23 protein-coding genes, 1 pseudogene and 1 other annotated feature are annotated in these 24,235 nt (G+C 38.4%); of the genes and pseudogenes, 4 read left to right on the forward strand and 20 right to left on the reverse strand.

Going from position 1 to position 24,235, the window contains the following annotated elements; translation table 11 throughout:
• Positions 1-2: 2 nt before the first annotated feature.
• The 14 genes from rlmB to PSR12_RS23145 all read right to left on the reverse strand — a co-directional run bounded on the left by rlmB (position 3) and on the right by PSR12_RS23145 (position 15,020).
• Entirely contained in the window at positions 3-755 is a 753-nt protein-coding gene (gene rlmB, locus PSR12_RS23080; protein ID WP_004233585.1) for a 23S rRNA (guanosine(2251)-2'-O)-methyltransferase RlmB, read from the reverse strand.
• A complete protein-coding gene (locus PSR12_RS23085; protein ID WP_009373982.1) occupies positions 755-1,195 on the reverse strand; it encodes a Mini-ribonuclease 3 in 441 nt (146 codons plus the stop codon). Before PSR12_RS23085 ends, rlmB begins: the two co-directional genes overlap by 1 nt.
• A complete protein-coding gene (gene cysS, locus PSR12_RS23090; RefSeq protein WP_257520819.1) occupies positions 1,180-2,580 on the reverse strand; it encodes a cysteine--tRNA ligase in 1,401 nt (466 codons plus the stop codon). Before cysS ends, PSR12_RS23085 begins: the two co-directional genes overlap by 16 nt.
• Before the next feature lie 61 nt (positions 2,581-2,641).
• Positions 2,642-2,860: a binding site (T-box leader), on the reverse strand.
• A gap of 50 nt (positions 2,861-2,910) precedes the next feature.
• Positions 2,911-4,371 carry a glutamate--tRNA ligase gene (gltX, locus tag PSR12_RS23095; protein ID WP_221682387.1) on the reverse strand — a complete coding sequence of 487 codons (1,461 nt, stop codon included), beginning with the start codon at positions 4,369-4,371 and terminating at the stop codon, positions 2,911-2,913.
• A 90-nt stretch (positions 4,372-4,461) separates the two neighbouring features.
• Entirely contained in the window at positions 4,462-4,938 is a 477-nt protein-coding gene (gene ispF, locus PSR12_RS23100; protein ID WP_004233581.1) for a 2-C-methyl-D-erythritol 2,4-cyclodiphosphate synthase, read from the reverse strand.
• Positions 4,939-5,079: 141 nt separating this feature from the next.
• Positions 5,080-6,021: a serine O-acetyltransferase EpsC gene (gene epsC, locus PSR12_RS23105; RefSeq protein WP_004233580.1), complete on the reverse strand. Its 942-nt coding sequence runs from the start codon at positions 6,019-6,021 to the stop codon at positions 5,080-5,082.
• Between the two features lie 314 nt (positions 6,022-6,335).
• A complete protein-coding gene (gene ispD, locus PSR12_RS23110) occupies positions 6,336-7,031 on the reverse strand; it encodes a 2-C-methyl-D-erythritol 4-phosphate cytidylyltransferase (RefSeq protein ID WP_274770962.1) in 696 nt (231 codons plus the stop codon).
• 11 nt (positions 7,032-7,042) lie between these two features.
• On the reverse strand, positions 7,043-8,128 hold the full coding sequence (locus PSR12_RS23115) for a PIN/TRAM domain-containing protein (RefSeq protein ID WP_274770964.1): 1,086 nt from the start codon (positions 8,126-8,128) through the stop codon (positions 7,043-7,045).
• 285 nt (positions 8,129-8,413) lie between these two features.
• Complete coding sequence (gene radA, locus PSR12_RS23120) at positions 8,414-9,790, reverse strand: DNA repair protein RadA (protein ID WP_004233577.1); 1,377 nt, start codon at positions 9,788-9,790, stop codon at positions 8,414-8,416.
• A 91-nt stretch (positions 9,791-9,881) separates the two neighbouring features.
• Entirely contained in the window at positions 9,882-12,326 is a 2,445-nt protein-coding gene (locus PSR12_RS23125) for an ATP-dependent Clp protease ATP-binding subunit (protein ID WP_257520823.1), read from the reverse strand.
• Complete coding sequence (locus PSR12_RS23130; RefSeq protein WP_131521806.1) at positions 12,316-13,425, reverse strand: protein-arginine kinase McsB; 1,110 nt, start codon at positions 13,423-13,425, stop codon at positions 12,316-12,318. Before PSR12_RS23130 ends, PSR12_RS23125 begins: the two co-directional genes overlap by 11 nt.
• Positions 13,422-13,964, reverse strand: coding sequence for a UvrB/UvrC motif-containing protein (locus tag PSR12_RS23135; protein ID WP_221682391.1), 543 nt, complete (start codon positions 13,962-13,964; stop codon positions 13,422-13,424). The genes PSR12_RS23130 and PSR12_RS23135 overlap by 4 nt, the downstream gene beginning before the upstream one ends.
• Before the next feature lie 13 nt (positions 13,965-13,977).
• The gene (locus PSR12_RS23140; protein WP_004233573.1) at positions 13,978-14,448 is read right to left on the reverse strand and encodes a CtsR family transcriptional regulator; all 471 of its coding nucleotides are present in this window, start codon (positions 14,446-14,448) and stop codon (positions 13,978-13,980) included.
• Between the two features lie 266 nt (positions 14,449-14,714).
• Positions 14,715-15,020, reverse strand: coding sequence for a DUF4870 domain-containing protein (locus tag PSR12_RS23145; protein WP_004233571.1), 306 nt, complete (start codon positions 15,018-15,020; stop codon positions 14,715-14,717).
• Between the two features lie 125 nt (positions 15,021-15,145).
• On the opposite strand from PSR12_RS23145, the gene PSR12_RS23150 reads away from it, so the two are divergent.
• Entirely contained in the window at positions 15,146-15,829 is a 684-nt protein-coding gene (locus PSR12_RS23150) for a class I SAM-dependent methyltransferase (RefSeq protein WP_221682392.1), read from the forward strand.
• 33 nt (positions 15,830-15,862) lie between these two features.
• Positions 15,863-16,825 carry a magnesium/cobalt transporter CorA gene (corA, locus tag PSR12_RS23155; protein WP_004233569.1) on the forward strand — a complete coding sequence of 321 codons (963 nt, stop codon included), beginning with the start codon at positions 15,863-15,865 and terminating at the stop codon, positions 16,823-16,825.
• 43 nt (positions 16,826-16,868) lie between these two features.
• Here the strand turns inward: corA and PSR12_RS23160 are convergent, their stop codons facing one another.
• Positions 16,869-17,078: a hypothetical protein gene (locus tag PSR12_RS23160; RefSeq protein WP_066038316.1), complete on the reverse strand. Its 210-nt coding sequence runs from the start codon at positions 17,076-17,078 to the stop codon at positions 16,869-16,871.
• Between the two features lie 285 nt (positions 17,079-17,363).
• Between PSR12_RS23160 and PSR12_RS23935 the strand changes: the two are divergent.
• Together PSR12_RS23935 and PSR12_RS23940 are read left to right on the forward strand one after the other, a co-directional pair.
• Positions 17,364-17,909: pseudogene (locus tag PSR12_RS23935) on the forward strand (protoglobin domain-containing protein); the annotation flags it as partial.
• A 120-nt stretch (positions 17,910-18,029) separates the two neighbouring features.
• Positions 18,030-18,674 (forward strand): methyl-accepting chemotaxis protein, encoded by a 645-nt coding sequence (locus PSR12_RS23940; RefSeq protein WP_225341061.1) that lies wholly within the window; start codon positions 18,030-18,032, stop codon positions 18,672-18,674.
• Between the two features lie 36 nt (positions 18,675-18,710).
• Here PSR12_RS23940 and PSR12_RS23170 read toward each other — a convergent pair whose 3' ends face one another.
• From PSR12_RS23170 to adh, 5 genes are all read right to left on the reverse strand, one after another.
• Entirely contained in the window at positions 18,711-19,190 is a 480-nt protein-coding gene (locus tag PSR12_RS23170) for an acyl-CoA thioesterase (protein WP_004233566.1), read from the reverse strand.
• Between the two features lie 69 nt (positions 19,191-19,259).
• Positions 19,260-20,687: an aldehyde dehydrogenase family protein gene (locus tag PSR12_RS23175; protein ID WP_221682394.1), complete on the reverse strand. Its 1,428-nt coding sequence runs from the start codon at positions 20,685-20,687 to the stop codon at positions 19,260-19,262.
• Between the two features lie 43 nt (positions 20,688-20,730).
• On the reverse strand, positions 20,731-21,699 hold the full coding sequence (locus PSR12_RS23180; RefSeq protein ID WP_221682395.1) for a DUF4003 family protein: 969 nt from the start codon (positions 21,697-21,699) through the stop codon (positions 20,731-20,733).
• Between the two features lie 431 nt (positions 21,700-22,130).
• Complete coding sequence (locus PSR12_RS23185; protein ID WP_221682396.1) at positions 22,131-22,490, reverse strand: DUF779 domain-containing protein; 360 nt, start codon at positions 22,488-22,490, stop codon at positions 22,131-22,133.
• 21 nt (positions 22,491-22,511) lie between these two features.
• A complete protein-coding gene (gene adh, locus PSR12_RS23190) occupies positions 22,512-24,032 on the reverse strand; it encodes an aldehyde dehydrogenase (RefSeq protein WP_004233561.1) in 1,521 nt (506 codons plus the stop codon).
• Positions 24,033-24,235 lie beyond the last annotated feature (203 nt).

Consider the following 24,235-nt stretch of genomic DNA (forward strand, 5'->3'; position numbering starts at 1 on the left):
TGTTATTCAATCGCTTCTTGACGTTTACGATACACTTCGTACATTAATAAAGCCGCTGCTACTGATGCGTTCAGTGATGTGACATGCCCAACCATCGGTAAGTGATATAAAAAATCGCATTTCTCTTTTAATAAACGCCCCATCCCTTTGCCCTCACTACCGATAATGATGGCTAATGGTAATGTTGCATCCATTTTTCGATAATCTGCTGATCCCTTTGCATCTGTCCCTGCAATCCATATACCGCGTTCTTTTAATTCATCTATTGTTTGAGCAAGGTTGTTTACACGTACAACTGGAACGTGTTCAATCGCTCCTGTAGATGCCTTTGCCACTACTGCTGTTAAACTCACTGAACGGCGCTTAGGAATAATAATACCATGTGCCCCTATAGCATCAGCCGTTCTCATAATAGACCCTAGATTATGAGGATCCTCTAACTCATCTAAGATTAAGAAAAAAGGATCTTCCTGTTTATTAGCCGCTGCTGCAAATAAATCCTCAAGTTCAGCATACTTATAAGCGGCAACAGAAGCAACGATTCCTTGATGATTAGCACTTGATAATTGATCAACTTTCTTTTTTGGGACAAATTGAACTATAACACCACGTTCACGGGCTAAATCTAGCAGTTCATTGACGCCAGATTTCTTTACTCCTTCTGCAATCCATACTTTATTCATATCGCGGCCTGAACGAAGTGCTTCTAACACTGGGTTTTTACCGGCAATAATTTCACCATTCTGTTCTGCCATTATTTAGACACTCCTTTTGATTCCTCGATTATTTGAATAGCATATGCAATGATTTCGTAGACGCGTTCTAGTTCATTCAATAAATATAAACTACCAAGCACCGCCTCAAAGCCTGAGCTATTACGATAGGTTTGGACATCCGTATTTTTTGGTACAGAGCCGGATTTGGCATTGCGTCCACGGCGGAACACAGCCAATTCCTCCTCTGTTAAATAATTTTCATCTATCATGCGATGAACGATCATAGATTGCGCTTTTGCTGAAACGTAGCGAGTTGCCTCTCGATGTAGTGTGTTTGGTTTAACACGACCAGAGCGTAGCAAATATTCTCGGACCTTTTGTTCCAATACGGCATCACCCATATAGGCTAACGCCAGCGCTTTTAATTGTTTAACATCTTCATTGCGAAGTTTATCCAACTTAATTACCCTCGTTTCCATCTAGTTCCTTGTCGTGTATCTTCTAAAATGATACCTTGGGCTTGCAAATGGTCACGGATCTCATCAGAACGAGCAAAATCACGATTTTTACGTGCCTCGACGCGCTCTTGTAATAATGCTTCAATTTCTTCGTCTAATAGTTCTTCTTCTTTTGCAAATTCAATACCTAAGACGTCACCTAGTACTTCAAAGGTTTCAATAAAGGTTTCTAATACTTTCTTGCAAGTATTGGCTTCATTTAAATAAATATTAGCAATACGAGCTACTTCAAATAATACAGAAATAGCGTTGGCTGTATTAAAATCATCGTCCATTGCCTCTTCAAAATGCGCTTTTTGTTCCGTAATTTTGTTCAGCCATTCTTCTGAATGATCTCCTAAGCTTACGGTAGTCGTAAGGCGGTGCTTCACATTGTTGTATGCTGTACGAATGCGCTCTAAACCTGACGCAGCAGCTTCTACTAGATCCTTCGCAAAGTTAATTGGATGACGATAATGGACAGATAGCATGAAGAAACGCAATATCTGCGGGTCAATTTGTTTACGGATATCATTCACAAGAATAAAATTCCCAAGAGATTTGGACATCTTTTCATTATCTATATTAATATACCCGTTATGCATCCAATAACGCGCAAATGTTTTATCATTGTGTGCCTCTGATTGAGCAATTTCATTTTCGTGGTGAGGGAAAGTTAAATCCTGCCCACCAGCATGAATATCAATAGTATCTCCTAAATGTTCACGAGCCATTACAGAACACTCAATATGCCACCCTGGACGGCCATCTCCCCATGGGCTTTCCCAGAATATCTCACCTGGCTTAGCAGCTTTCCATAAAGCAAAATCTAACGCATCATCTTTTTTCTCGCCTGCTTCAATACGAGCACCGATTTTTAAATCGTCAACTGATTGGTGTGATAATTTACCGTAGCCATCAAATTTACGAGTACGGTAATACACATCTCCAGCAGACTCATAAGCGTAGCCCTTTTCAATTAGCACTTGAATAAATTGAATGATATCGTCCATATGCTCTGTCACACGTGGATGAACATCTGCCTTTTTGCATCCCAGTGCTGTAACATCTTCAAAATAGGCTGCAATAAAACGCTCTGTTAATTCATGTACTTCTTCACCAAGCTCATTTGCAGCTTTAATAATTTTATCGTCTACATCCGTAAAATTGGAAACAAACTTTACATCATAGCCTTTATACTGAAAATAACGACGTACTGTATCATAAACAATTACAGGACGTGAATTCCCAATATGGATATAGTTATAAACCGTAGGACCGCAGACATACATTTTTACCTTGCCCTCTTCCAACGGTACAAAGGTTTCCTTTTGTCGTGTTAATGAGTTAAAAATTTGAATACCCATTGTATTTCACTCTCCTTTTCTGTTGAATAAAAAAAGCGCCTCTATCACTCCTAAAAGGAATGACAGAGACGCTCGATTTGCGTGGTTCCACTCTGATTGAAGACAAAAAGCCTTCCACTTTGGACATCCATTAACGGGGATGATTCGATAAAGCCTACTCTCGTTCAGCTTTATGCTCAAAGGTGCATTTCAGTTTTGCCTAGGCTCAGACCACTTTCAGCCGATGATGGTCCTCTCTTAAGAGCATGCGCCACTTACTTCTCCTTATCAACGCTTTTTCAATGTAAATACATTTTACAACGAAAGAATGAATTGTCAATAAATTTATCTTTATTGTGCAAATTTCTCCACACGGTCAATTGATTTCTCTTTACCAATTAAACAAATGGCGTTCGGCAACTCTGGTCCATGTGTTTCACCAGTTGTCACAACACGGATTGGCATGAACAGATTTTTACCTTTATGACCAGTTGTCTTTTGTACAGCTTTAATTGCAGCTTTTACCGCATCTGGTGTAAATTCTTCTAGCTCTTCCAATTGCGCTTTAAATGCTGCCATTACTTCAGGTACTTGCTCTCCTGCTAAAACCTCTTTTGCTTCTTCATCATATTCAATATGGTCGTTAAAGAATAGGCTAGATAATTCGACAATTTCTGCACCAAAGCTCATTTGGTCATGATAAAGCGCGATTAAATCCGTCGCCCAAGCATGTTGCTCTGCAGTCAATTCTTCAGGTAATAAGCCTGCTTTTTGTAGGTGTGGTAAAGATAATGCTACAACTTCTTCCAAAGACAACTTTTTAATATATTGATTATTCATCCATGTTAGCTTTTGTTTATCGAACATAGATGGTGATTTTGAAAGACGTTTTTCATCAAAAATTTTGATAAATTCTTCTTTTGAGAAAATCTCTTCTTCTCCCTCTGGAGACCAACCAAGTAGCGCAAAGAAGTTAAACATCGCTTCAGGAAGATAACCTAAATCTTTATATTGCGTAACAAATTGAATAATCGATTCATCACGCTTTGATAGTTTTTTACGGTTTTCGTTAATAATTAATGTCATATGACCAAAGCGTGGATATTCCCAACCAAATGCATCAAAGATCATCATTTGCTTAGGTGTATTCGATAAATGCTCCTCACCGCGGAAAACGTGAGAGATTTCCATAAAGTGATCATCTAAAACAACTGCATAGTTATATGTTGGAATACCATTAGCTTTTACAAGTACCCAATCACCAATATCTTTAGACTCAAATGTAACTTGTCCACGAACTAGATCTTCAAATTCGTATGTTACATTTTCAGGTACACGCATACGGATTGTGTATGGCTCACCTGCCGCTTCTTTAGCAGCGACTTCATCTGCTGATAAGTGGCGACATGTACCATCATAAGTAGGAGCAGCTACACCTCTTGCTTTTTGTTCTTCACGAGATGCTTCAAGCTTTTCAGAAGAACAGAAACATTTGTAGGCTACACCTTGCTCTAATAGTTTTTCAGCGTGTTCTTTATAGATATCAAGACGTTCCATTTGACGATAAGGCGCATAAGGTCCACCAATATCAATGGACTCATCATATTCAATACCTAACCATTTTAGGTTATCTAGCTGAGATGCTTCTCCGCCCTCTACATTACGTTCAATATCCGTATCTTCAATACGTACAATGAATTTACCGTTATGATGTTTTGCATATAAATAATTGAATAATGCTGTACGCGCTCCACCGATATGTAAATAACCTGTTGGAGATGGCGCGTAACGAACGCGAACTTCTTTCGTCATAATTAAAAGCCTCCTAAATTTTCGATCAAAAATTGACTTTGTTCATTTTACCACTCTGTTACAGGAAATAAAAGCGGGGTTCATCCACATTTATTTCTTGATCAATAGAATCGTTGCCATTGCCGCAATACCTTCCTCGCGACCTGTAAAACCTAATCGTTCAGTTGTAGTTGCTTTAACATTTACCTGTGAAGGCTCTGCGTGTAATAATTCAGCGATACGTTGTTGCATCTGCCCAATATAGGGTGCCATTTTAGGACGTTGTGCCATAATGGTACAATCGACATTACCTAGAGAATAACCCTTGTCCTCAACAATCTTCCAAATATACTCTAATAATTTTGCTGAATCCGCGTCCTTAAATGCAGGGTCTGTATCTGGAAAATGACGGCCAATATCCCCTTCTCCAATTGCTCCTAAAGCTGCATCTGTGACAGTGTGTAAAAGAACATCCGCATCTGAATGTCCTACCAGTCCTTTTTCATGCGGAATGGTAATGCCCCCAATAATTAATGGACGACCTTCTTCAAATGCATGTACGTCAAAACCTTGTCCAATTCGAAACATATTCATCTTCCTTTAATTAATATTTATCATTATCATATCAAAATTTGCCCTAGGTTGTTTGAAAAGCGCTTTAATAATTATCCTCCTATAGCAGTAATGGGCAGTTTAGAAAGCTACACTCTCTAGACTGCCCCATATTCTTTAAATATGATACTCTATATTTTTCATTTGACTGTTGCTAATATTCGGAGATGGCTGTGAATTATAGACACGTGAATAAGGGGGAACGGAGTGTGTTAGCCAAATATTACTCCCTAGGACGGAATCATGCCCAATCGTCGTCTCGCCCCCTAAAATAGTAGCACCAGCATAAATGACAACATTGTCAGCAATATTCGGATGACGCTTAATGCCCTTAATCGGATTACCATTTTCATCCAACGGGAAGCTTAGTGCACCTAATGTTACACCTTGATAAATTTTTACATTCTTACCGATAGTACAAGTTTCACCGATAACGACACCTGTTCCATGGTCAATAAAGAAAGATTCTCCTATGGTAGCCCCTGGATGAATATCGATACCTGTTAATCGGTGTGCATATTCTGACATAATACGAGGCACAATTTGTACGCCCATTTCGTATAACTCATGTGCGATGCGGTGAATATAAACAGCCACAATAGATGGATAACTTAGCAAAATCTCCTCTGTGGAAAGAGCTGCAGGGTCACCATTATATGCCGCTTGAATATCTGTTTGTAACACTTGGCGAATGGCAGGAAATCGATTAATCAAATTCATAACAATTTTGTCTGCTTGTTCACGGCAATACTTCTCGCAATTGGCAGGATCACTGTCCTCCATATTATAAAATAATACTTTTTCGATAATATCCCGCAAATCTAATGCTGTTTCACGTAGCTTATTACTGCAAACTACATTCACCCTTGTTTCATCAATAGGTCTTGTCATATAAATACCAGGGAACAGCACCTCATGGAAATTATCAATTATTTTTATAACCCGATCCCGTCCATCAAAGCCTATTGAGTTGTCAACATCGATGTACTGTTTATTTATACTAGTTAATGAACCTGTAATTTCTGGAACCTTTTGATTTAACCAATCATTTAATGACACAATAAACACCCCTCACATCTTTTCATCTATTCTATTACCTTATTAATCATATATCCACTATTTCATTTTACACGTAAAACGATCACAAATGGATAAAACCACTTTATTTGAGCTATTCCAACTTTTTATTCTCTTCCTACGCCTTCGCATCTAATTCGACTAGCAAAATGTCATTATTATCATACATATATGGTTGAACAGATTACGAAGCAATAAGGCATTCTGACCATACAATTTTCCCCAACCAAAACAAATAAAAAAGACTATCCATCCTCAAAAAACTACGAATGAATAGCCTCTATAAATAATATTTCTTAATGATTGTATGATCCACGCTTACGCAAGATTGCCTCACCAAATACTAAGTCTTCTTGTGTTGTCATTTTTACATTTTCATAACTACTTTCTACGATGTGTACCTGATGTCCGAGACGCTCCATTAGCATTGCCTCATCTGTCCCAAGAAAACCTACCTTTTCAGCTACGTCCTCTGCTTCCATAATTAATTCAAAACGAAATGCTTGTGGAGTTTGCACCATCCAAAGGCTTTCTCGATCAACTGTTTCCTCTATAATGCCATTATGTGATACTTTTTTCATCGTATCTTTCGCACGAACCCCTGCTATTGCTGCACCGTGATTATGCGCGTTCTGTACAAGCTTTGCAATGATATCATGCGTAATAAACGGGCGTGCTGCGTCATGGACAAGCACAATATCTACCTGTTGCATCTCTTTCATGCACGAATGGACCGAATGCTGTCGCTCAGCACCCCCATCAGGTAAACCCTTCACTTTGGTAATCCTATAGTCCTCTAGCATTTTTTGAATAAATCCACGTTCTTCTGGTTTTACAGCGAGCCAAATACCTGTGCAAGCGGGATCTTGTTGAAACACTTCTAGTGTGTGTACCAGAATAGGTTTCTCTAAAAGCTTTAAAAATAATTTATTTTGCCCTGCTCCCATACGCTTCCCACTTCCAGCAGCAGGTAGAACCACTTCATATTGCATTTTCCCACATCCTAATCGTCCTTCGGCTTAGCAAATATCATACGACCTGCCGATGTTTGCAGCACACTAGTAACTGTAACTGTAATTGCCTGTCCGATATAACTACGACCACCTTCAACCACAATCATCGTACCATCATCTAAATAGGCAACTCCTTGGTTATGCTCTTTACCATCCTTTATAACAACAACCTGCATATCTTCACCTGGTATGACTACAGGTTTCACTGCATTCGCTAAATCATTGATATTTAAGACTTTTACATGATGGAGCTCACAGACTTTATTCAGGTTAAAATCATTCGTAACGATGCATGTATCGTTGCCCATTTTTTTTGCAAGACGGACTAGCTTTAAATCTACCTCTTGTACATCTTCAAAATCCTCATCCGTAATTTCAACTTTTGTCTTACGCTCATCTTGTAATTTTTTTAAAATATCTAAACCACGCCGACCTCTTGTGCGCTTTAAGGTATCAGAAGAATCAGCTATATGCTGAAGCTCTGTGAGCACAAATTGAGGTACAACTAATATACCTTCAATGAAGCCTGTTTCAGAAATATCAGCAATACGACCATCGATAATTACACTTGTATCTAGCAGTTTGTAGCTTCCACGAACCTCCTGAGCCTCAGCATCTTCAGCAGCTTTTTTCTTCGTATTGGTACTACGTAATGTAAAAAGCTGTATGAGCTCATCTCTTTTTCTAAAACCTAGACGGAACCCTAAATACCCTAATACAAATGACAGGATAATAGGGAGTACTTCTGTGATAACAGGGAATTTTACACTATCAATGGCAAAGCCTAAAAAGTAAGCGACAATCAACCCAATTATTAAACCAAACGTACCAAATAATAAATCTCCGATAGGAACCTTAAACAGAACTTCTTCCATCCAGCTAATGAGCCTTACAAAGTAATCGGAAAATGCAAAAGATAGTGTAAACAGTAAAAGTGCGCCTAGAGCTACTGATACATAAGGATTATCTAGCCAAGGATTAGATGATAAATGAAGCAATTCGTATAATGGCGGTAAGAAAACAAGGCCCAATGCTCCTCCAATCAGTAAAAACGCAATTTGAACAAATTTTTTCACAAGCTGTCACCTCCTAATTGTTAGTTAAGATTATACATAGTTTATGGCAGAAAATCTTTCATGAGCTCAGTCAAATTCTCATTATTTTTGATGTTGTGTAACAAGGATAAGTTAGTTAGACAAAATTTCACAAATTTCTATTTTTGTTCGTACTAGATGACAATCCTTTATTCATTCATCAGCTATTATTTAGGACGATTATTCTTTTATTTGAGTTTCCGATATTCGCATCAAAAATTGAAGGAAAATGCATGTCAGATTAATATCCAACATGCACATTTTCCTTTATAACTCTCTAAAGCATGCATTTAGTGCATCTTTTATCGTTTCTACACCAACAATTTCAATTCCCTGCGGAAATTCCCAACCACCAATATTGGAAGAAGGAATGAAGGCTCTTTTAAATCCAAGCTTCGCCGCTTCAATGACCCGCTGTTCTATACGTGATACCCGACGGACCTCACCTGTTAGTCCGACCTCACCAATAAAACAATCCGTTGCACGCACTGCCTGATCCTTAAAACTAGATACAATGCTTGTCAACACTGCTAAATCTATTGCTGGCTCATCCAGCTTGACACCACCAGCAACTTTAATATATGCATCCTGAGCTTGTAGCATGAGACCCATACGCTTTTCTAGTACAGCCATTAGCAATTGTACTCGGTTTTGATCGACACCTGTGGCCATACGTTTAGGATAGTTAAAGCTTGTAGGTGTAACTAAGGATTGAATTTCAACAAGGATTGGCCTTGTCCCCTCCATTGATGCTACAATAGTTGACCCCGCCGCACCTTGTGAACGCTCCTGTAAAAATAACTCCGAAGGGTTTAGAACTTCCTTTAACCCTCCTTGAAGCATTTCAAATATAGCAATTTCATTTGTAGATCCGAAGCGGTTTTTTTGGCTTCGTAAAATACGATGATTATGATGTCTTTCCCCTTCAAAGTACAGTACAGTATCCACCATATGCTCTAAAATACGTGGCCCAGCAATTTGTCCCTCTTTTGTTACATGCCCTACTAGAAAAATAGCAATGCCTTTGGTTTTAGCGATTCGCATCAGCTCAGCTGTACATTCACGAACCTGTGAGACACTACCAGGGGCGCTTGTTACTTCTGGATGAAAGACCGTTTGTATGGAATCGACAATAACAAATTTAGGCTGTACTTCATCAATGGTTTGGTTTAAAAACTCTAGGTTTGTTTCGGAGTATATGTAAAGCTCTTGAGAAATCACTCCTAAACGCTCTGCTCGTAATTTCGTTTGACGAATAGATTCCTCTCCAGAAATATAAAGTACGCGATGCCCTTTATTCGATAGTAATGCGGAAACCTGTAATAGTAATGTTGATTTCCCTATTCCAGGATCGCCCCCGATCAATACTAGAGAACCAGGTACAATGCCCCCGCCTAATACACGATTGAGTTCGCCCATTTCTGTTGCTACACGCGATTCTTCAGTAGCTTCCACTTGGATAATCGGGATTGCCTTTTGTGTGACTGTAGCAGAATGTTGAAATGCTCCTCGTGGACCTTTTGCAACCATCTCTACTTCTTCCACCATTTTATTCCATTCACCACACCCAGGGCATCTTCCCATCCATTTAGCAGACTCATAGCCACAGCCTGAACATACAAATTTCGTTTTTTTCTTTGCCAAATTGCTTTCACCTCGAATATTTGTTCTTATCCTTAATTGTACAGAAAAAAAGACAGCTTGGCACTTAAAGCCTCACTGTCTTTCCTTGAAATTATTTAGAGATGGATACTCCCTCTTTTTTCTTTACAACAAACTCATCGTTTACGTAATCAATGATAACCTGATTACCCTTTTCTACATTACCCTTTAGTAATTCTTCCGATAATCGATCCTCTACTTGTTTTTGTAATGCACGACGTAGTGGACGAGCACCATATTGAGGGTCATAGCCTTCTTCAGCAATTTTCTCAAGTGCTGCATCAGTCAACTCTAACGAAATATCTTGCTCTTTCAAGCGTTTTGTTAAAGCATTGCCCATCATCGCAATGATTTCTTTTAAGTGCTCTTTTTCTAATGCGTGGAAGACAATCATTTCATCGATACGGTTTAAGAATTCTGGACGGAATGCTTTTTTCAATTCTTCTAACATCGTACCCTTCATGTCTTTATGCTTAGACTCTGCACCGCCTACATTGAAACCAAGGCTCTTTTGGTATTTTAATGCATCCGCACCAACGTTTGAAGTCATAATGACCACTGTATTGCGGAAGTCTACTACACGTCCCTTAGAGTCTGTTAAACGACCATCTTCAAGCACTTGTAATAGAATATTGAATACATCAGGGTGTGCCTTTTCAATTTCATCTAATAAAACGACTGAATATGGCTTACGACGAACTTTCTCTGTCAGTTGGCCACCATCATCGAAGCCTACATAGCCTGGAGGTGAACCTACTAGACGAGAAGTCGAATGTTTCTCCATATACTCGGACATATCAACACGAATCATCGCATCCTCATCGCCAAACATTACTTCAGCAAGTGCTCTTGCAAGCTCTGTTTTACCAACGCCTGTAGGTCCTAAGAAGATAAATGAACCAATTGGTCGTTTTGGATCCTTTAGGCCTGCTCTTGCACGACGTATTGCACGAGAAATTGCTTCTACCGCTTCTCCTTGCCCTACTACACGTTTGTGTAACTCTTCTTCGAGCTGTAATAACTTGGAAGATTCTTCAGAAGCAATTTTAGCTACTGGAATTCCTGTCCACATTGAGACAACTGCTGCTACATCATCCACAGTTACTTTAGATTCGGCTTTACCTTGCTCTTCTTTCCAATTTTTTCGGGTAGCTTCAATTTCATCCTTCAGCTTTTGCTCTGTATCTCTTAGTGCTGCTGCCTTTTCAAATTCTTGACCTGATACGGCTGCATTTTTTTCAGAACGAACATTTTCAAGCTTATCCTCAAGCGCCTTTAAGTTTGGTGGCACTGCGAATGAGCGTAAGCGTACTTTAGAACCCGCTTCATCGATTAAGTCAATCGCTTTATCTGGTAAGAATCGGTCAGAAATATATCTATCACTCATTTTGGCCGCTGCTTCAATCGCTTCATCTGTAATTTTCACACGGTGATGCGCTTCATAACGATCGCGTAAGCCTTGAATAATTAGAATAGCCTCTTCCACTGTCGGCTCATCCACTTGGATTGGTTGGAAACGACGCTCTAAGGCTGCATCCTTTTCAATGTACTTGCGGTACTCATCAAGTGTTGTGGCACCAATACATTGAAGTTCACCACGTGCTAAAGATGGTTTTAAGATATTTGATGCATCAATCGCACCTTCAGCACCACCCGCGCCAATTAATGTATGCAATTCGTCAATAAATAAAATGATGTTGCCTGCTTGGCGAATTTCATCCATCACTTTTTTCAAACGATCTTCAAATTCTCCACGATATTTTGTACCTGCAACAACTGTCCCCATATCTAAGGTCATTACACGTTTGTCACGAAGGATTTCTGGAACTTCATTATTAATAATTTGCTGTGCCAATCCTTCAGCAATCGCTGTTTTACCAACACCTGGCTCACCAATCAATACAGGGTTATTTTTCGTACGACGCGATAAAACCTCAATAACTCGTGTAATTTCCTTGCTTCGGCCAATGACAGGGTCTAATGTACCTTCACGTGCAATTTGTGTTAAATCACGTGCTAGGCTATCTAATGTTGGTGTATTGGCAGCTTGAGCTGCTTGTTGGCCAGATTGTGCATTATCATTATTACCTAATAGCAATAATACTTGCTGGCGAGCTTTATTTAAGCCGACTCCCGCATTGTTTAAAACGCGAGCTGCCACGCCCTCACCCTCACGTATAAGCGCCAATAATAAATGCTCTGTACCGATATAGGAGTGACCCAATTTACGTGACTCATCAACAGATAATTCAATTACTTTTTTAGCTCTTGGCGTATAATGAACGATTGGACCGACATCTTCTTTGCCCTTACCAACTAATTCTTCAATGCCAGCTTCAATCGTTTGAGGACTAATATCAATGGCTTCTAACGCTTTCGCAGCAATACCGCCGCCTTCACGTATAAGCCCTAATAGAATATGCTCTGTACCGATAGATTCGTGCTTCCAACGAATAGCCTCTTCCTGAGCAAGCTGTAATACTTTTTGCGCGCGTTGTGTAAAACGATTAAACATCATATAAATCCTCTCCTTTTTCCCCATTTATAGGCTTATTCGCATGTTCTTGGGATAATGTCTCACGAAGCATCTCCGCTCGTACACGATCCCGTTCAGCAGGTGGTAATGCCTCACCTGCATAGTGCTGTAAAAAACCTGGTTGCATACTAACAACACATTCATTTAAGGTCGTTGCTTGTATACCATCAATCAATTGTAAATCTACTCCTAAACGAACATTAGATAGGCAAGTAGCAGCTTCCTCACTTGTTAAAATCCTTGCATGTGTAAGTGTGCCTAAAGCTCGATATACGCGATCTTCTAGCGCAAGCTCTGCCTTTTCCATTAATTTACCTCTTGCATGTCGCTCTTTTTGAATAATCTTTTCAGCGACACTTTGTATATCTGCTAATATATCTTCCTCTGTCTTCCCAAGTGTAATTTGGTTAGAGACTTGATAAACATTCCCTAAATTTTCGCTTCCTTCACCATATATACCTCTTACAGTCATTCCTAAGCGTGTCATGGCATTTATAATTTGATTCATTTGCCCAGTTAATGTAAGAGCGGGTAAATGCATCATGACGGATGCTCGTAGCCCCGTACCAATATTCGTTGGACAGCTTGTTAAATAACCAAAAGTATCTCGAAAAGCATATGGTAATACTTTCTCTAGGATACGATCAATCTTATTTGCTTGTTCATAGGCACTTTGAAGTTGAAAACTTGCTGTCATACATTGAATGCGTAAATGATCCTCTTCATTCACCATAATGCTAACGGATTCATCTTCAGAGAGTAGTATAGAGCCCACTTGCTCTTTTTTAGCCAGTTGCGGGCTAATCAAATGCTTTTCTACAAGAATTTGACGCTGTAAAGGGGTTAAATCCTTTATAGCAAAATAAGCATAATCATTTTGAAGCGTTGGGCTATCGCTGATTGCATGTGTAACGGCCTGTTCCACTTGCAGTGCCTCATTTTCTGAAAATGCTAATGGAAAACGATAGCCATCTAAATTTCGTGCAAGGCGGATCCGTGTACTAATGACGATATCTGAGTAATCATCTTTGATATGCATCCATGTTGGTGTCGCACGCTCTAAAAATGATTCAATCATCATGTCACATCACCACCTTCAAATTGTAGATGCTTCTCTAGCTCTTTGACTTCATCACGTAGCTTCGCCGCTTCTTCAAACTTTTCTTCATCTACGGCGGATTTCATACGCTTGCGGATATCCTCTATTTGCTTTTTAATAACATACACATTACTGCGAGCACCAGGCATTTTACCAATGTGTTGTGGACCTGCCTGAATACGATTAAAAAGCTTTGGCAAATGATCTCCAAATGTGTCATAACAGCTTGGGCACCCGAATTTTCCTTCTTTTAAAAATTGCTTATACGAAAATCCACATTGTGGGCATGTTTGCTGCTGTGGTTGTACCTGTTGTTTTTCCCCCACCTTTTGCCATGTAGGAGAGCCAAACCAGTTAGACAATAACTGTTGAATAGATACTGGCTCTTGTTTAAACTCTGCATGAAATGGATGGAATTGTGAGGCGCAGACGTCACAATAATGATGCTCTACTTTTTGCCCACTTTGAACTTGTGTTACTGTAACTGTCGCATTACGTTGTTTACAATGTTCGCATATCATTTCCATCACCTCACTATTTTTGTTGTTCATATTTTATTGTTGTCAGCATTGCTCGCAATATTTTTGATCGAATGACATCTCTTAATGGGAGATGCAAGTCGATCGTGGAGCGATCAATTGCTGCTAACATTAATTTCGCTTCTCGCTTGGAAATTACCTGCTCATCAATGAGTCGATAAACCAAATCTTCTGCCATCGTTTGTGATGCCCCACCTTCAATTTGCCTGAGAACATCGTCGATCAAATCAATCTGTGAATTCGCGCGGACACGTAAAATTCGAATGTATCCACCACCACCACGTTTGCTCTCAACAAGGTAACCCCGCTCGGCAGTAAATCTTGTATTAATAACATAATTTATTTGTGATGGTACACATTGAAATTTATCAGCAATTTCACTACGTTTAATTTCAATATGCCCTTCCCCACCTAATTCAAGTACTTGCTTTAAGTAACCCTCTATGATGTCTGATATATTACGCATTTTAGGAATACACCTCGCTTGCTTCACTGACTTTGACTATCTTTGACTTTCTTTGAGTATATTATACAAAACGCTTGAAAAAAATTGCAATGATTTCGCCCATAGAAAAGTGGAAAGTCTTGAAAATGGCTTTTTAATAAACGAAAAAGGCACTTTTCGATCATTTGTTTACGGTTTAATAATTTCCTCATACACCTAATGTACCCTTATTCGTCATAGAAAAAACGCAAGCATATGCAACTAGCATATACTTGCGTCTATGAAAATTATACCCAGCGACCAACAATTGGATAACGCCAAGGTTCATCAGACAATGCTTTTACGATACCGATAATCGGTACCACAAATAGCATAATGCCGAAAATGATTAAAAATGGTAAGCCAATAAGGACAAAGCTTAAAACAACAGAGATAGCAATTAAAACACCCATGACAATTTGGAATAGCAGTGCTTGAATAGAAATTGCCTTTATTTCCTCATCCGAACTAATTAAAAAGAAAATAATGGGCACTAACCATGGCGCAAAAAATGCACTTGCGTGTATGATTACTTTAGACCATTTAGACTCCATATATATCAACCCTTTCTTTGAACTTTATTCTATGTTTTATGTACTACTATTTACGGAACTATACCCGCAATAGTTTCACATTAAGAAGGATTTTTTAAAATTTTTTTGAAAGGCTGTGAGGAGCGTTGGAATTTAACAACACATTAGCAAATGAATATGAAAAGGGTATTCGCCGTACATTGCCTAGTTATGATACCATGCTACGTTTAATACAAACTTTTTATCATTCTAGGCTATCAGAAAATGCTAACATGTTAGTCGTGGGAGCAGGGAGTGGCAATGAAATTATACAGCTTGCAGAAGGAAGACCTCACTGGTCATTTACTGGCATTGATCCATCAGAATCCATGCTTACTATAGCTAAAGAGCGTTTGCTCACTCTACCAAATAATATGTCATTCCATCAGGCTACAATACTAGATGCTTCGCTGTCCTCTACTCAGTATGATGCAGCAAGTTGTGTTCTCGTCTTGCATTTTATTCACGATTATAAAGAAAAGCTAGAAACAATAAAAGCAATAGCAAGATATTTGAAACCTGGAGCACCGTTTGTCCTTGTTTCAAAATATGGTCAGCTAGGATCTTTAGAAACAGAACTACAATTTGATTTATGGCGTTCTTATTGGCTACAGCATACTAGACTTTCTTTATCCGAAGTAGCAGAGATGGAAAAATCCATTCGTTCCCTTTCTTTTATGAGTGAAGAGGAAATTTTAACACTTTTACAAAGTGCGGGCTTTACTAAACCTTCTAGATTTTTTGCCACTACTTTGTTCGGTGGTTGGGTATGCTTTAAAGAGGATCGCTAACTATTTTGTAGTAAATAATTTGAGGTGAAAACCGTGATAAGCACCATCGGCATTACAAAGCAGCAACAATTGTTAAAGGATTTTCCATTAGAAGAGATACATCAGCAAGAATTTGAATGGTATTGGGTTGATTTTAATTGTCCTACAGCGGAGGAAGAATTATTGTTGGATACATTTTTCCACTTTCACCCTCTTGCTATTGAAGATTGCTTAATGAGGTTGCAGCGTCCTAAGCTCGATTTCTATGATGATTTTCATTTCTTTGTCATTCATCGAGTAAACGAAGAGACGTTAGCTGCGGAGGAGGTTAATATTTTTGCCTCCAATAAATTCATCATAACCTTCCATAAAAATCCTGTCCCTGAGATAGAGAAGGTGCAAAAAATGCTGGAAAACCAACCGAAGAATTGGGAGCGAGGTACTGTATACCTAACGTATCAAACCATTGATAAAATTGTTGATAGTTATTTTCCACTCGTTTACAAAATTGAAGATCATCTAAATGCTTTAGAAGGTGAACTTACATACCAAAGTAATGTAAATGCCATGAAAATTGTCTTCGAGTTCCGTAGTGACTTGCTTGACTTAAGACGTACTATTTTACCAATGCGTGACCTTTTATATCGCATTCTTAATTCTTACCGTTTCTCACTAAAAAAATCGGAGAGAGCTTATTTTGGAGATATCTACGACCATCTACTTAAGCTAACAGAGATGGTTGAATCTAATCGAGAGCTTACAGCAGATATGCGAGATAGTTATATGGCTATGAGTTCTAGCCGAATGAACGGTATTATGATGACTTTAACAATTGTATCAACTATCTTTATACCACTTACTTTCATTGCTGGTGTGTATGGGATGAATTTCGATAACATGCCTGAGCTACATGGGCAATACAGCTATTTTATTGTACTCGGGATTATGATAATTATCGTTATCTTTATGTTGGCCGTCTTTAAACATAAAGGCTGGTTTAAACTGTTTAAACCATAAAAAGACTGCTCGTTTTAATAAAAACGAGCAGTTTTTTAATCTATTAATATGGTCCTCTGTCATCAATCTTATTATCACCTTGCTGTGGAAATAAAAAGTACGCTAATACCCCTGATCCCAAAGCTGCACATATTGTAATTAATAATTGCTCAATATCTGGTACCTCAGCATGATAGTTTCGTAGCATATAAACAGAGCCAATGGCAACAATCACCATAACAGGAATAACAAATTTAAAACGTTTTTTCTCCATACCACCCCTCCTTCCATTTTTATTTTCGTACGATTTTTATATTGCTAAACAGTTCGTATTTTACAGGTTTCCTATTTTAAATTCAAATTTACATTGCTTCACCATTTGGACTAACAATAAAGTAAAAAAAATAAAGAAATAACCAATTTTTTAACCAAATATTCAGCAAATAATAGTAAAATAGATTTAATACCATTTATTTATTAAATTTACAAACCTAACAAATTTCAAAAGTGCTTATTTACTTACAATTTATTATGGATATTAAGAATGGAGCAAATAATAATGAGTTGGTTTTCAAAAAATAGTAGTGCTAGCTACGCAATTACATTAACACCTGAAAATTTTAAGAGCAGTGTACAATTAGATGTATTGAACCACCCCAACCTTCAAAAACAATTACAACTTTTAAATTTAACTCTTGAGGATTTAGCTATCATTAAGCAACTACAGCCTTTAGCTAAAGACTTAATTCCTGAAATGGTGGAGAAATTTTATGCAGCCATTAGTTTGAGCCAAGATTTACTTGATATTATTAATAAAACATCACATATTGATCGTTTAAAAATTACGTTACATAAACATTTAAGTGACATTTTTGAAAGTCATATTAATGATGCCTATATTGCTGAACGAAAAGCCATTGCTGAGACTCACGTTCGAATTGGCTTGCAATCAAAGTGGTATATTGCCTCATTCCAGTCACTCACTACTACTTTTGCAAACTTTGTGAACGAGGTAGATATTTCCAAAACAGATGCTATTCGTGCTATAAACGCTTTTTGTAAAATCATTAATTTTGAGCAACAACTCGTGATTGAGGCATATGAAAAAGAGGAAGAACGTATTCGCTCAGCAGCAGATGCAACAAAAAATTCCCTTGTAACGACGATCCAAAGTACTGCAGAGGAGCTTAATGCCATTAGTGAAGAAACAGCCGCATCACTATTAGTGATTTCCTCACAAACAGATGATATTGCTGTAGCAACCAAGCAAGGATTGAGTTTCGTAGCAGATACACAAGAAAAATCAAGACGAGGCCAACAGCAATTGAAAGAACAAAATGATTTAATCCAAGTTATTTTGCAAAGTGTCAATGGTCTTGAAGTAACGATGAACCAACTACGTACCTCTTCTCAAAAAATTTCTGAAATCGTTGGGCTAGTTACAGGCATTGCTGATCAAACCAATTTATTAGCATTAAATGCTTCTATTGAAGCTGCTCGAGCTGGAGAACATGGGAAAGGTTTTGCAGTGGTGGCTGAGGAAGTTCGTAAACTTGCTGAGGAAACAAAAAATGCCGTCCAAAATGTTTCCCATCTTATTAAGGACACAGAAAGTAATATTACGACTATGGCTAATTCAGTTATTAATGTTGATCAAAAAATTCAACATAGTGTCAATACACAAGAAAGCTTATCCAAGTCATTTAATGATATTGCTGATGCAGTTTCTGGCATTCAGCAGCAATACGTAAATACATCTAGAGATATTTCAGCCATTTCTAATTTAATCACTGAATTATCGCAGGGCGCTACGCTAGTCTCTTCTTCTTCCGACTCGCTCATTAATGTTGTCAATGAACTAAATATGTAAAATAAAAAGGGAACTCATTTAGAGTTCCCTTTTTCCTTAATGCGGCAATGCACGTTTTTGTTTACGGTGCTCTCGTCTTGCTGGCCCAGTTTCAAATAAACGCTTCTCTTCATCTGTTTCAGGATAGATTGAGGGAACTGGTACGGGTTTCCCTTCCTCATTTACTGCAACCATCGTGACAAATGATTCTGTCGTTAATTTTTCCTCGCCAGTCTCAATATTGCGAGAAACAACGCGAACATAAACCTCCATTGAAGAACGTCCTGTAGACGAAACAATACTCTCAATTTCAAGAATATCTCCTACATGTGCAGCGGATAAAAAATCAACCGAGTCAATAGAAGCTGTCACTACAAGGCCTTTAGCATGTTTCATTGCTGTAATAGCAGCGATTTCATCAATATAAGCTAACACTCTTCCACCGAAAATAGAATTGTGATTATTTGTGTCTGGGGGTAATACGAGACGCGATTGAACCGTACGTGATTGGCTCATGGGTACAGCGTTGTTTGGCATAATTCTTGCAACTTCCCTTCTCATGTTGTTCTTTCGTCATCGTATCGCAGAAAAAGAGCTGATGCAAATTTAGAACGATTTTTTCATCGAAATAAATTTCATATCAGTCATTTCTTCTATAGCCCACTTAATTCCTTCACGTCCATAACCACTCATCTTTACTCCACCATATGGCATGTTATCTACTCGGAATGTCGGAATATCATTTATAATGACAGCACCAGCCTGTAATTCATCTGCTGCATATAAAGCATCTGACAATATATTCGTGTAAATACCTGCATTTAGGCCAAGGTCCGACTCATTTACAAGTCGAATTGCGTCGTCTAATGTTTCATATGAAACAATTGAGACGATTGGTGCGAATGTTTCCTGACAAACAATTTTCATATCAGCTGACACATTCGTCATAACTGTTGGCGTTAAAGTACGTTCAGTAAATACGCCTCCAGTTGCAATCGTAGCCCCCTGCTCTTGTGCCTCCTCAATCCATTCCCTGATGCGTTCCACCTCATTTGGGTTTATCATGGCACTAACATCTGTAGTCTTCTCTAATGGATCTCCTACTATAAGCCTTTCTGTTTCTGCAACAAATGCTTTAGTAAATTCATCAATAATGGAAGAATGCACATATATACGTTGTAACGAAATGCATACTTGTCCAGCAAAGTTAAAAGCACCGCTTACACAACGACCAATAATTTTATTTATTGGCGTAGATGGTTCGACAATTACTGCTGCATTAGAACCTAGCTCTAAAGTTACTTTACGTAAGCCTACTTTTTCTTTAATTTTCAAGCCAACTTTACCACTTCCTGTAAAGGTTACTTTTTTGACGTATGGATGTGTGACAAGTGTATCACTTAGCTCGCCTCCACTTCCTGTCACAATTTGTAATGCCCCATCCGGTAATCCGGCCTCTCGGAAAATCTCAGCCATAACGATAGCACTTAGTGGCGTTTGTGTTGCTGGCTTTAATACAACTGTATTGCCTACTGCAAATGCTGGACCTAACTTATGTGCCACTAAATTGAATGGAAAATTAAAAGGCGTAATGGCTGATATTACACCTAAAGGTTCTCTTTTTGTCCAGCCTATTCGATCTCCTGCTCCAGGGGCTGCATCCATTGGAACAGTCTCACCTTTTGACTGTTTAGCTCCCTCAGCCGCAAATTGATAGGTTGCGATTGTACGGTCAATTTCAGCTAAACCTGCAACAATAGGTTTTCCAGCCTCTAAGGCTAAAATCTCTGCTAGTTCTTCTTTTCTTTGTCGCATTATATCAACGACTTTATATAATATTTCGGCACGTTCGTAGGCTGTTGTCTTTTTAAACGATTGGAATGCCTGCTGCGCACCTTCGATAGCTTTCTCTACATCTTGAATAGATGCTTTAGCTACATGAGCAATAACCTCACCGCTATATGGAGAAGCTAGCTCATAGCTTTCCTCTGCATCAATCCACTGACCATTAATCCAAAGTTTTGTTTCCTTCATCCTTCAAATGCACCTCCAAATAATCATGTTCTTCTTTATTCTATCACGAAGAACTTGAGCTAGATGCAATGGCAGCTGCACTAACCGCTGCGATCATTGCTGCTTGCTGTGCTTGGATTAATAGCTCAATAGAAGACATAATGGTCATGGACAAAGACTTTTGTACCTTTGCCATATCATAAATAGCAATTTGTACAGCCATAAAGAGCACAAATTCACGATGCCATTTTAATAACTTCATGTCTTTTAATTCATGGTATAAATCAATCAACCCTTGAAGTTGTGCTTTATTCAGATTAAGTATGGCTAAAAAGCCAAGTAAAGGATAATGCATAGCCTTGACTTTAACGTTTTGCTTTTTGAGCCCATCACGAAGTGTCACAACATCTGGTACTAGCTGACCATCAAATTTGGATGATAAAAATGTTAATACCTGTGAAAGCCATTGGAGCTCATTGCCAGCATTAAAATTATAAGTTCTTAGTTCTTTATAGTATCGATTCATGGTATCCGCGCGTAATTCAACATCATCAGATGGACTGCTTAATAATATGGCATAAGGAATATCCTCATATGAGGTTAAAAATTGATGATGTTTACGTATGGCATCAAATAAGGCTCTAGCCGCCTGTGCATGTGTCTTTTTATCCTGTTCATCCTCCGTCAAAAATTGTGCTCCGATATAGCTAAAATTGCCGCTTCTGAATTTCGCCTGCTTTAAGATGCTCACATTTGTAAGTAAATTCTTTACTGCCTTTTCTGCATCACCTTGCTCCATGAGGTTGGCAGCAATACTATATCCAACTGTTGTTCGTAAAGGAGACAGCCAAGAAGATTGCTTCTTCATCTCTTGTAAAACATTTTTATACTTCGTTGCATCAAAAGTTTTTCCTGACGCTACAAATGTACTAGCAATAGCTAATACAATTTTACGGTCCACCGTCCAGCCTGCAGCCTTTGATACGTCCTCTACTGTATTAACAAATTCATTTTCAATCATCACATAATCCATATTTTTCACACTCCTTTACCCGTTTTACGTAACATAATGTAAGAAAGATTCACCCTCTTTGTAACAATTAACATAAAAAGTAAACATAATTTAATGTATGTTACTTACTTTATTTGATTTAATAGAAAATATTAACAACCTATAAAGGAGGTATGGCCGATGTTAGCAAAAACCACAAAGAAACTATTATTTACCATGACCTTAAAGGATCGATTAAATCTATTCCTTTTTCTAAGGAATTCATCCAATAATATCGCTTTACATACTCTTTTCCATAAAAATTAATATCGAAACACTTGAACGCCCAAAATCAATACTCAATATAAGAAAAGAGTCATGTGTTCTAAAGCCTCCCTTTCCATACAATAACTTTTCTACTTCCAGATAAAAAAACAGCGGCAGAAAAACTTTGCCGCTGTACAGATAACTTGTTAAATTAACCCTAGCTCTTGCACTTCTTCAGATGTGAAGGCTCTCGACCTTGTTAGGAAACGTTTTCCTTCTACGCCCTCGAGTGAAAACATGCCGCCTCTGCCATCCACCACATCCAATATGATTTGTGTATGCTTCCAGTAATCATATTGATTTTTATGCATATAGAAAGGAGCACCACCCACTTCACCAAGGCACACATCCTGATCTCCTATTAGCAAATCCCCTTCTGGATAACACATTGGTGAGGAGCCATCACAGCATCCACCTGATTGATGAAACATAACAGGTCCATGTTTCTCTTTTAATAGATCGATTAGTGCTAGCGCTTCTTCCGTAGCTAATACACGTTCAACCACGCTCATGCACCTCCCTACGAATTAGAAGAAACCAAGTTTGTTTTCGCTATAGCTAACTAATAAGTTTTTCGTTTGTTGGTAATGCGCTAACATCATTTTATGATTTTCACGACCAACACCAGACATTTTGTAGCCACCGAATGCAGCATGTGCAGGATATGCATGGTAACAGTTTGTCCAAACACGACCAGCTTGAATTTCACGACCGAAGCGATATGCCGTATTAATATCTCTCGTCCAAACACCTGATCCTAAACCATATAATGTATCATTAGCAATTTCCAATGCTTCCTCTTTCGTTTTAAATGTCGTGACAGCAACTACTGGTCCGAAAATTTCTTCTTGGAATATACGCATTTTATTATGCCCTTTGAAAACAGTTGGTTTAATGTAGTAGCCATTTTCGAAGCCTTCACCTACATTATTTTTGTCTCCTCCAATTAGACATTCTGCACCTTCTTGCTTACCAATATCTAAATAAGAAAGAATTTTTTCCATTTGCTCACTAGATGCCTGTGCACCCATCATTGTGTTTGGATCAAGTGGGTTGCCAACTTTAATGGCTTCTACTCGCTGTAATACGCGCTCCATAAATTTATCGTAAATAGATTCTTGAATTAGTGCACGTGAAGGACAAGTACATACTTCCCCTTGATTTAGAGCGAATAGCACAAAGCCCTCAACAGCTTTATCTAAAAAGGCATCATCTTTATCCATAATATCTTCAAAGAATATGTTTGGCGACTTACCACCCAGTTCTAATGTTACTGGAATAAGGTTTTGAGAAGCATATTGCATAATTAAACGCCCTGTTGTTGTCTCACCTGTAAAGGCAATCTTACCAATGCGTGGATTTGATGCAAGCGGTTTCCCTGCTTCTAAGCCAAATCCATTCACAACATTAATGACACCTGGTGGTAGTAAATCTTCTATTAATTCTAAAAGCACCATAATCGATGCTGGTGTTTGTTCTGCAGGTTTTAATACGACACAGTTTCCAGCTGCAAGTGCTGGCGCAAGCTTCCATACAGCCATTAATAACGGGAAGTTCCAAGGTATGATTTGGCCGACTACGCCAATTGGCTCGTGGAAATGATAAGCAACTGTATCGTTATCAATTTGGCTTACTGAGCCCTCTTGAGCACGTAATACCCCAGCAAAATAACGAAAATGATCAATTGCAAGAGGGATGTCTGCATTTAATGTTTCGCGTACCGCTTTACCGTTATCCCATGTTTCAGCAACGGCTAGCTTTTCTAAATTTTGCTCGATACGGTCCGCAATTTTAAGTAAAATGTTTGCGCGTTCGGTTGGTGATGTTTTGCCCCATGCATCCTTAGCAGCATGTGCCGCATCTAATGCATGTTCAATATCCTCAGCTGTGGAACGTGCTATTTGTGTAAAAACTTGTCCAGTAACAGGAGTAACGTTATCAAAGTACTGACCCTTCACTGGGGGTGTCCATTCGCCACCGATATAATTATCATATTTCTCTTTGAATTGAACTACCGATCCTTCAGTGTTTGGAAATGCATAAACCATTTTACTTCTCCCCTTTACACAATTTAATGAGAACTATCTACAAAAAACGTTATTTTATATCGGAATAACAATATTTTCATAGAAACCCTCTCACCTAATATATTGTCAGAAACATAAAATAATTTCAACTTTTTCAAAAACTTTTCCAACTAATTTATTTTTGCTAGAAAAGCTTCTAGCATTCACTGTATGTGCGACGTTAA

Origin of the sequence: Lysinibacillus sp. G01H, from assembly GCF_028872195.1 — a bacterium.
Lineage (GTDB): Bacteria > Bacillota > Bacilli > Bacillales_A > Planococcaceae > Lysinibacillus > Lysinibacillus capsici.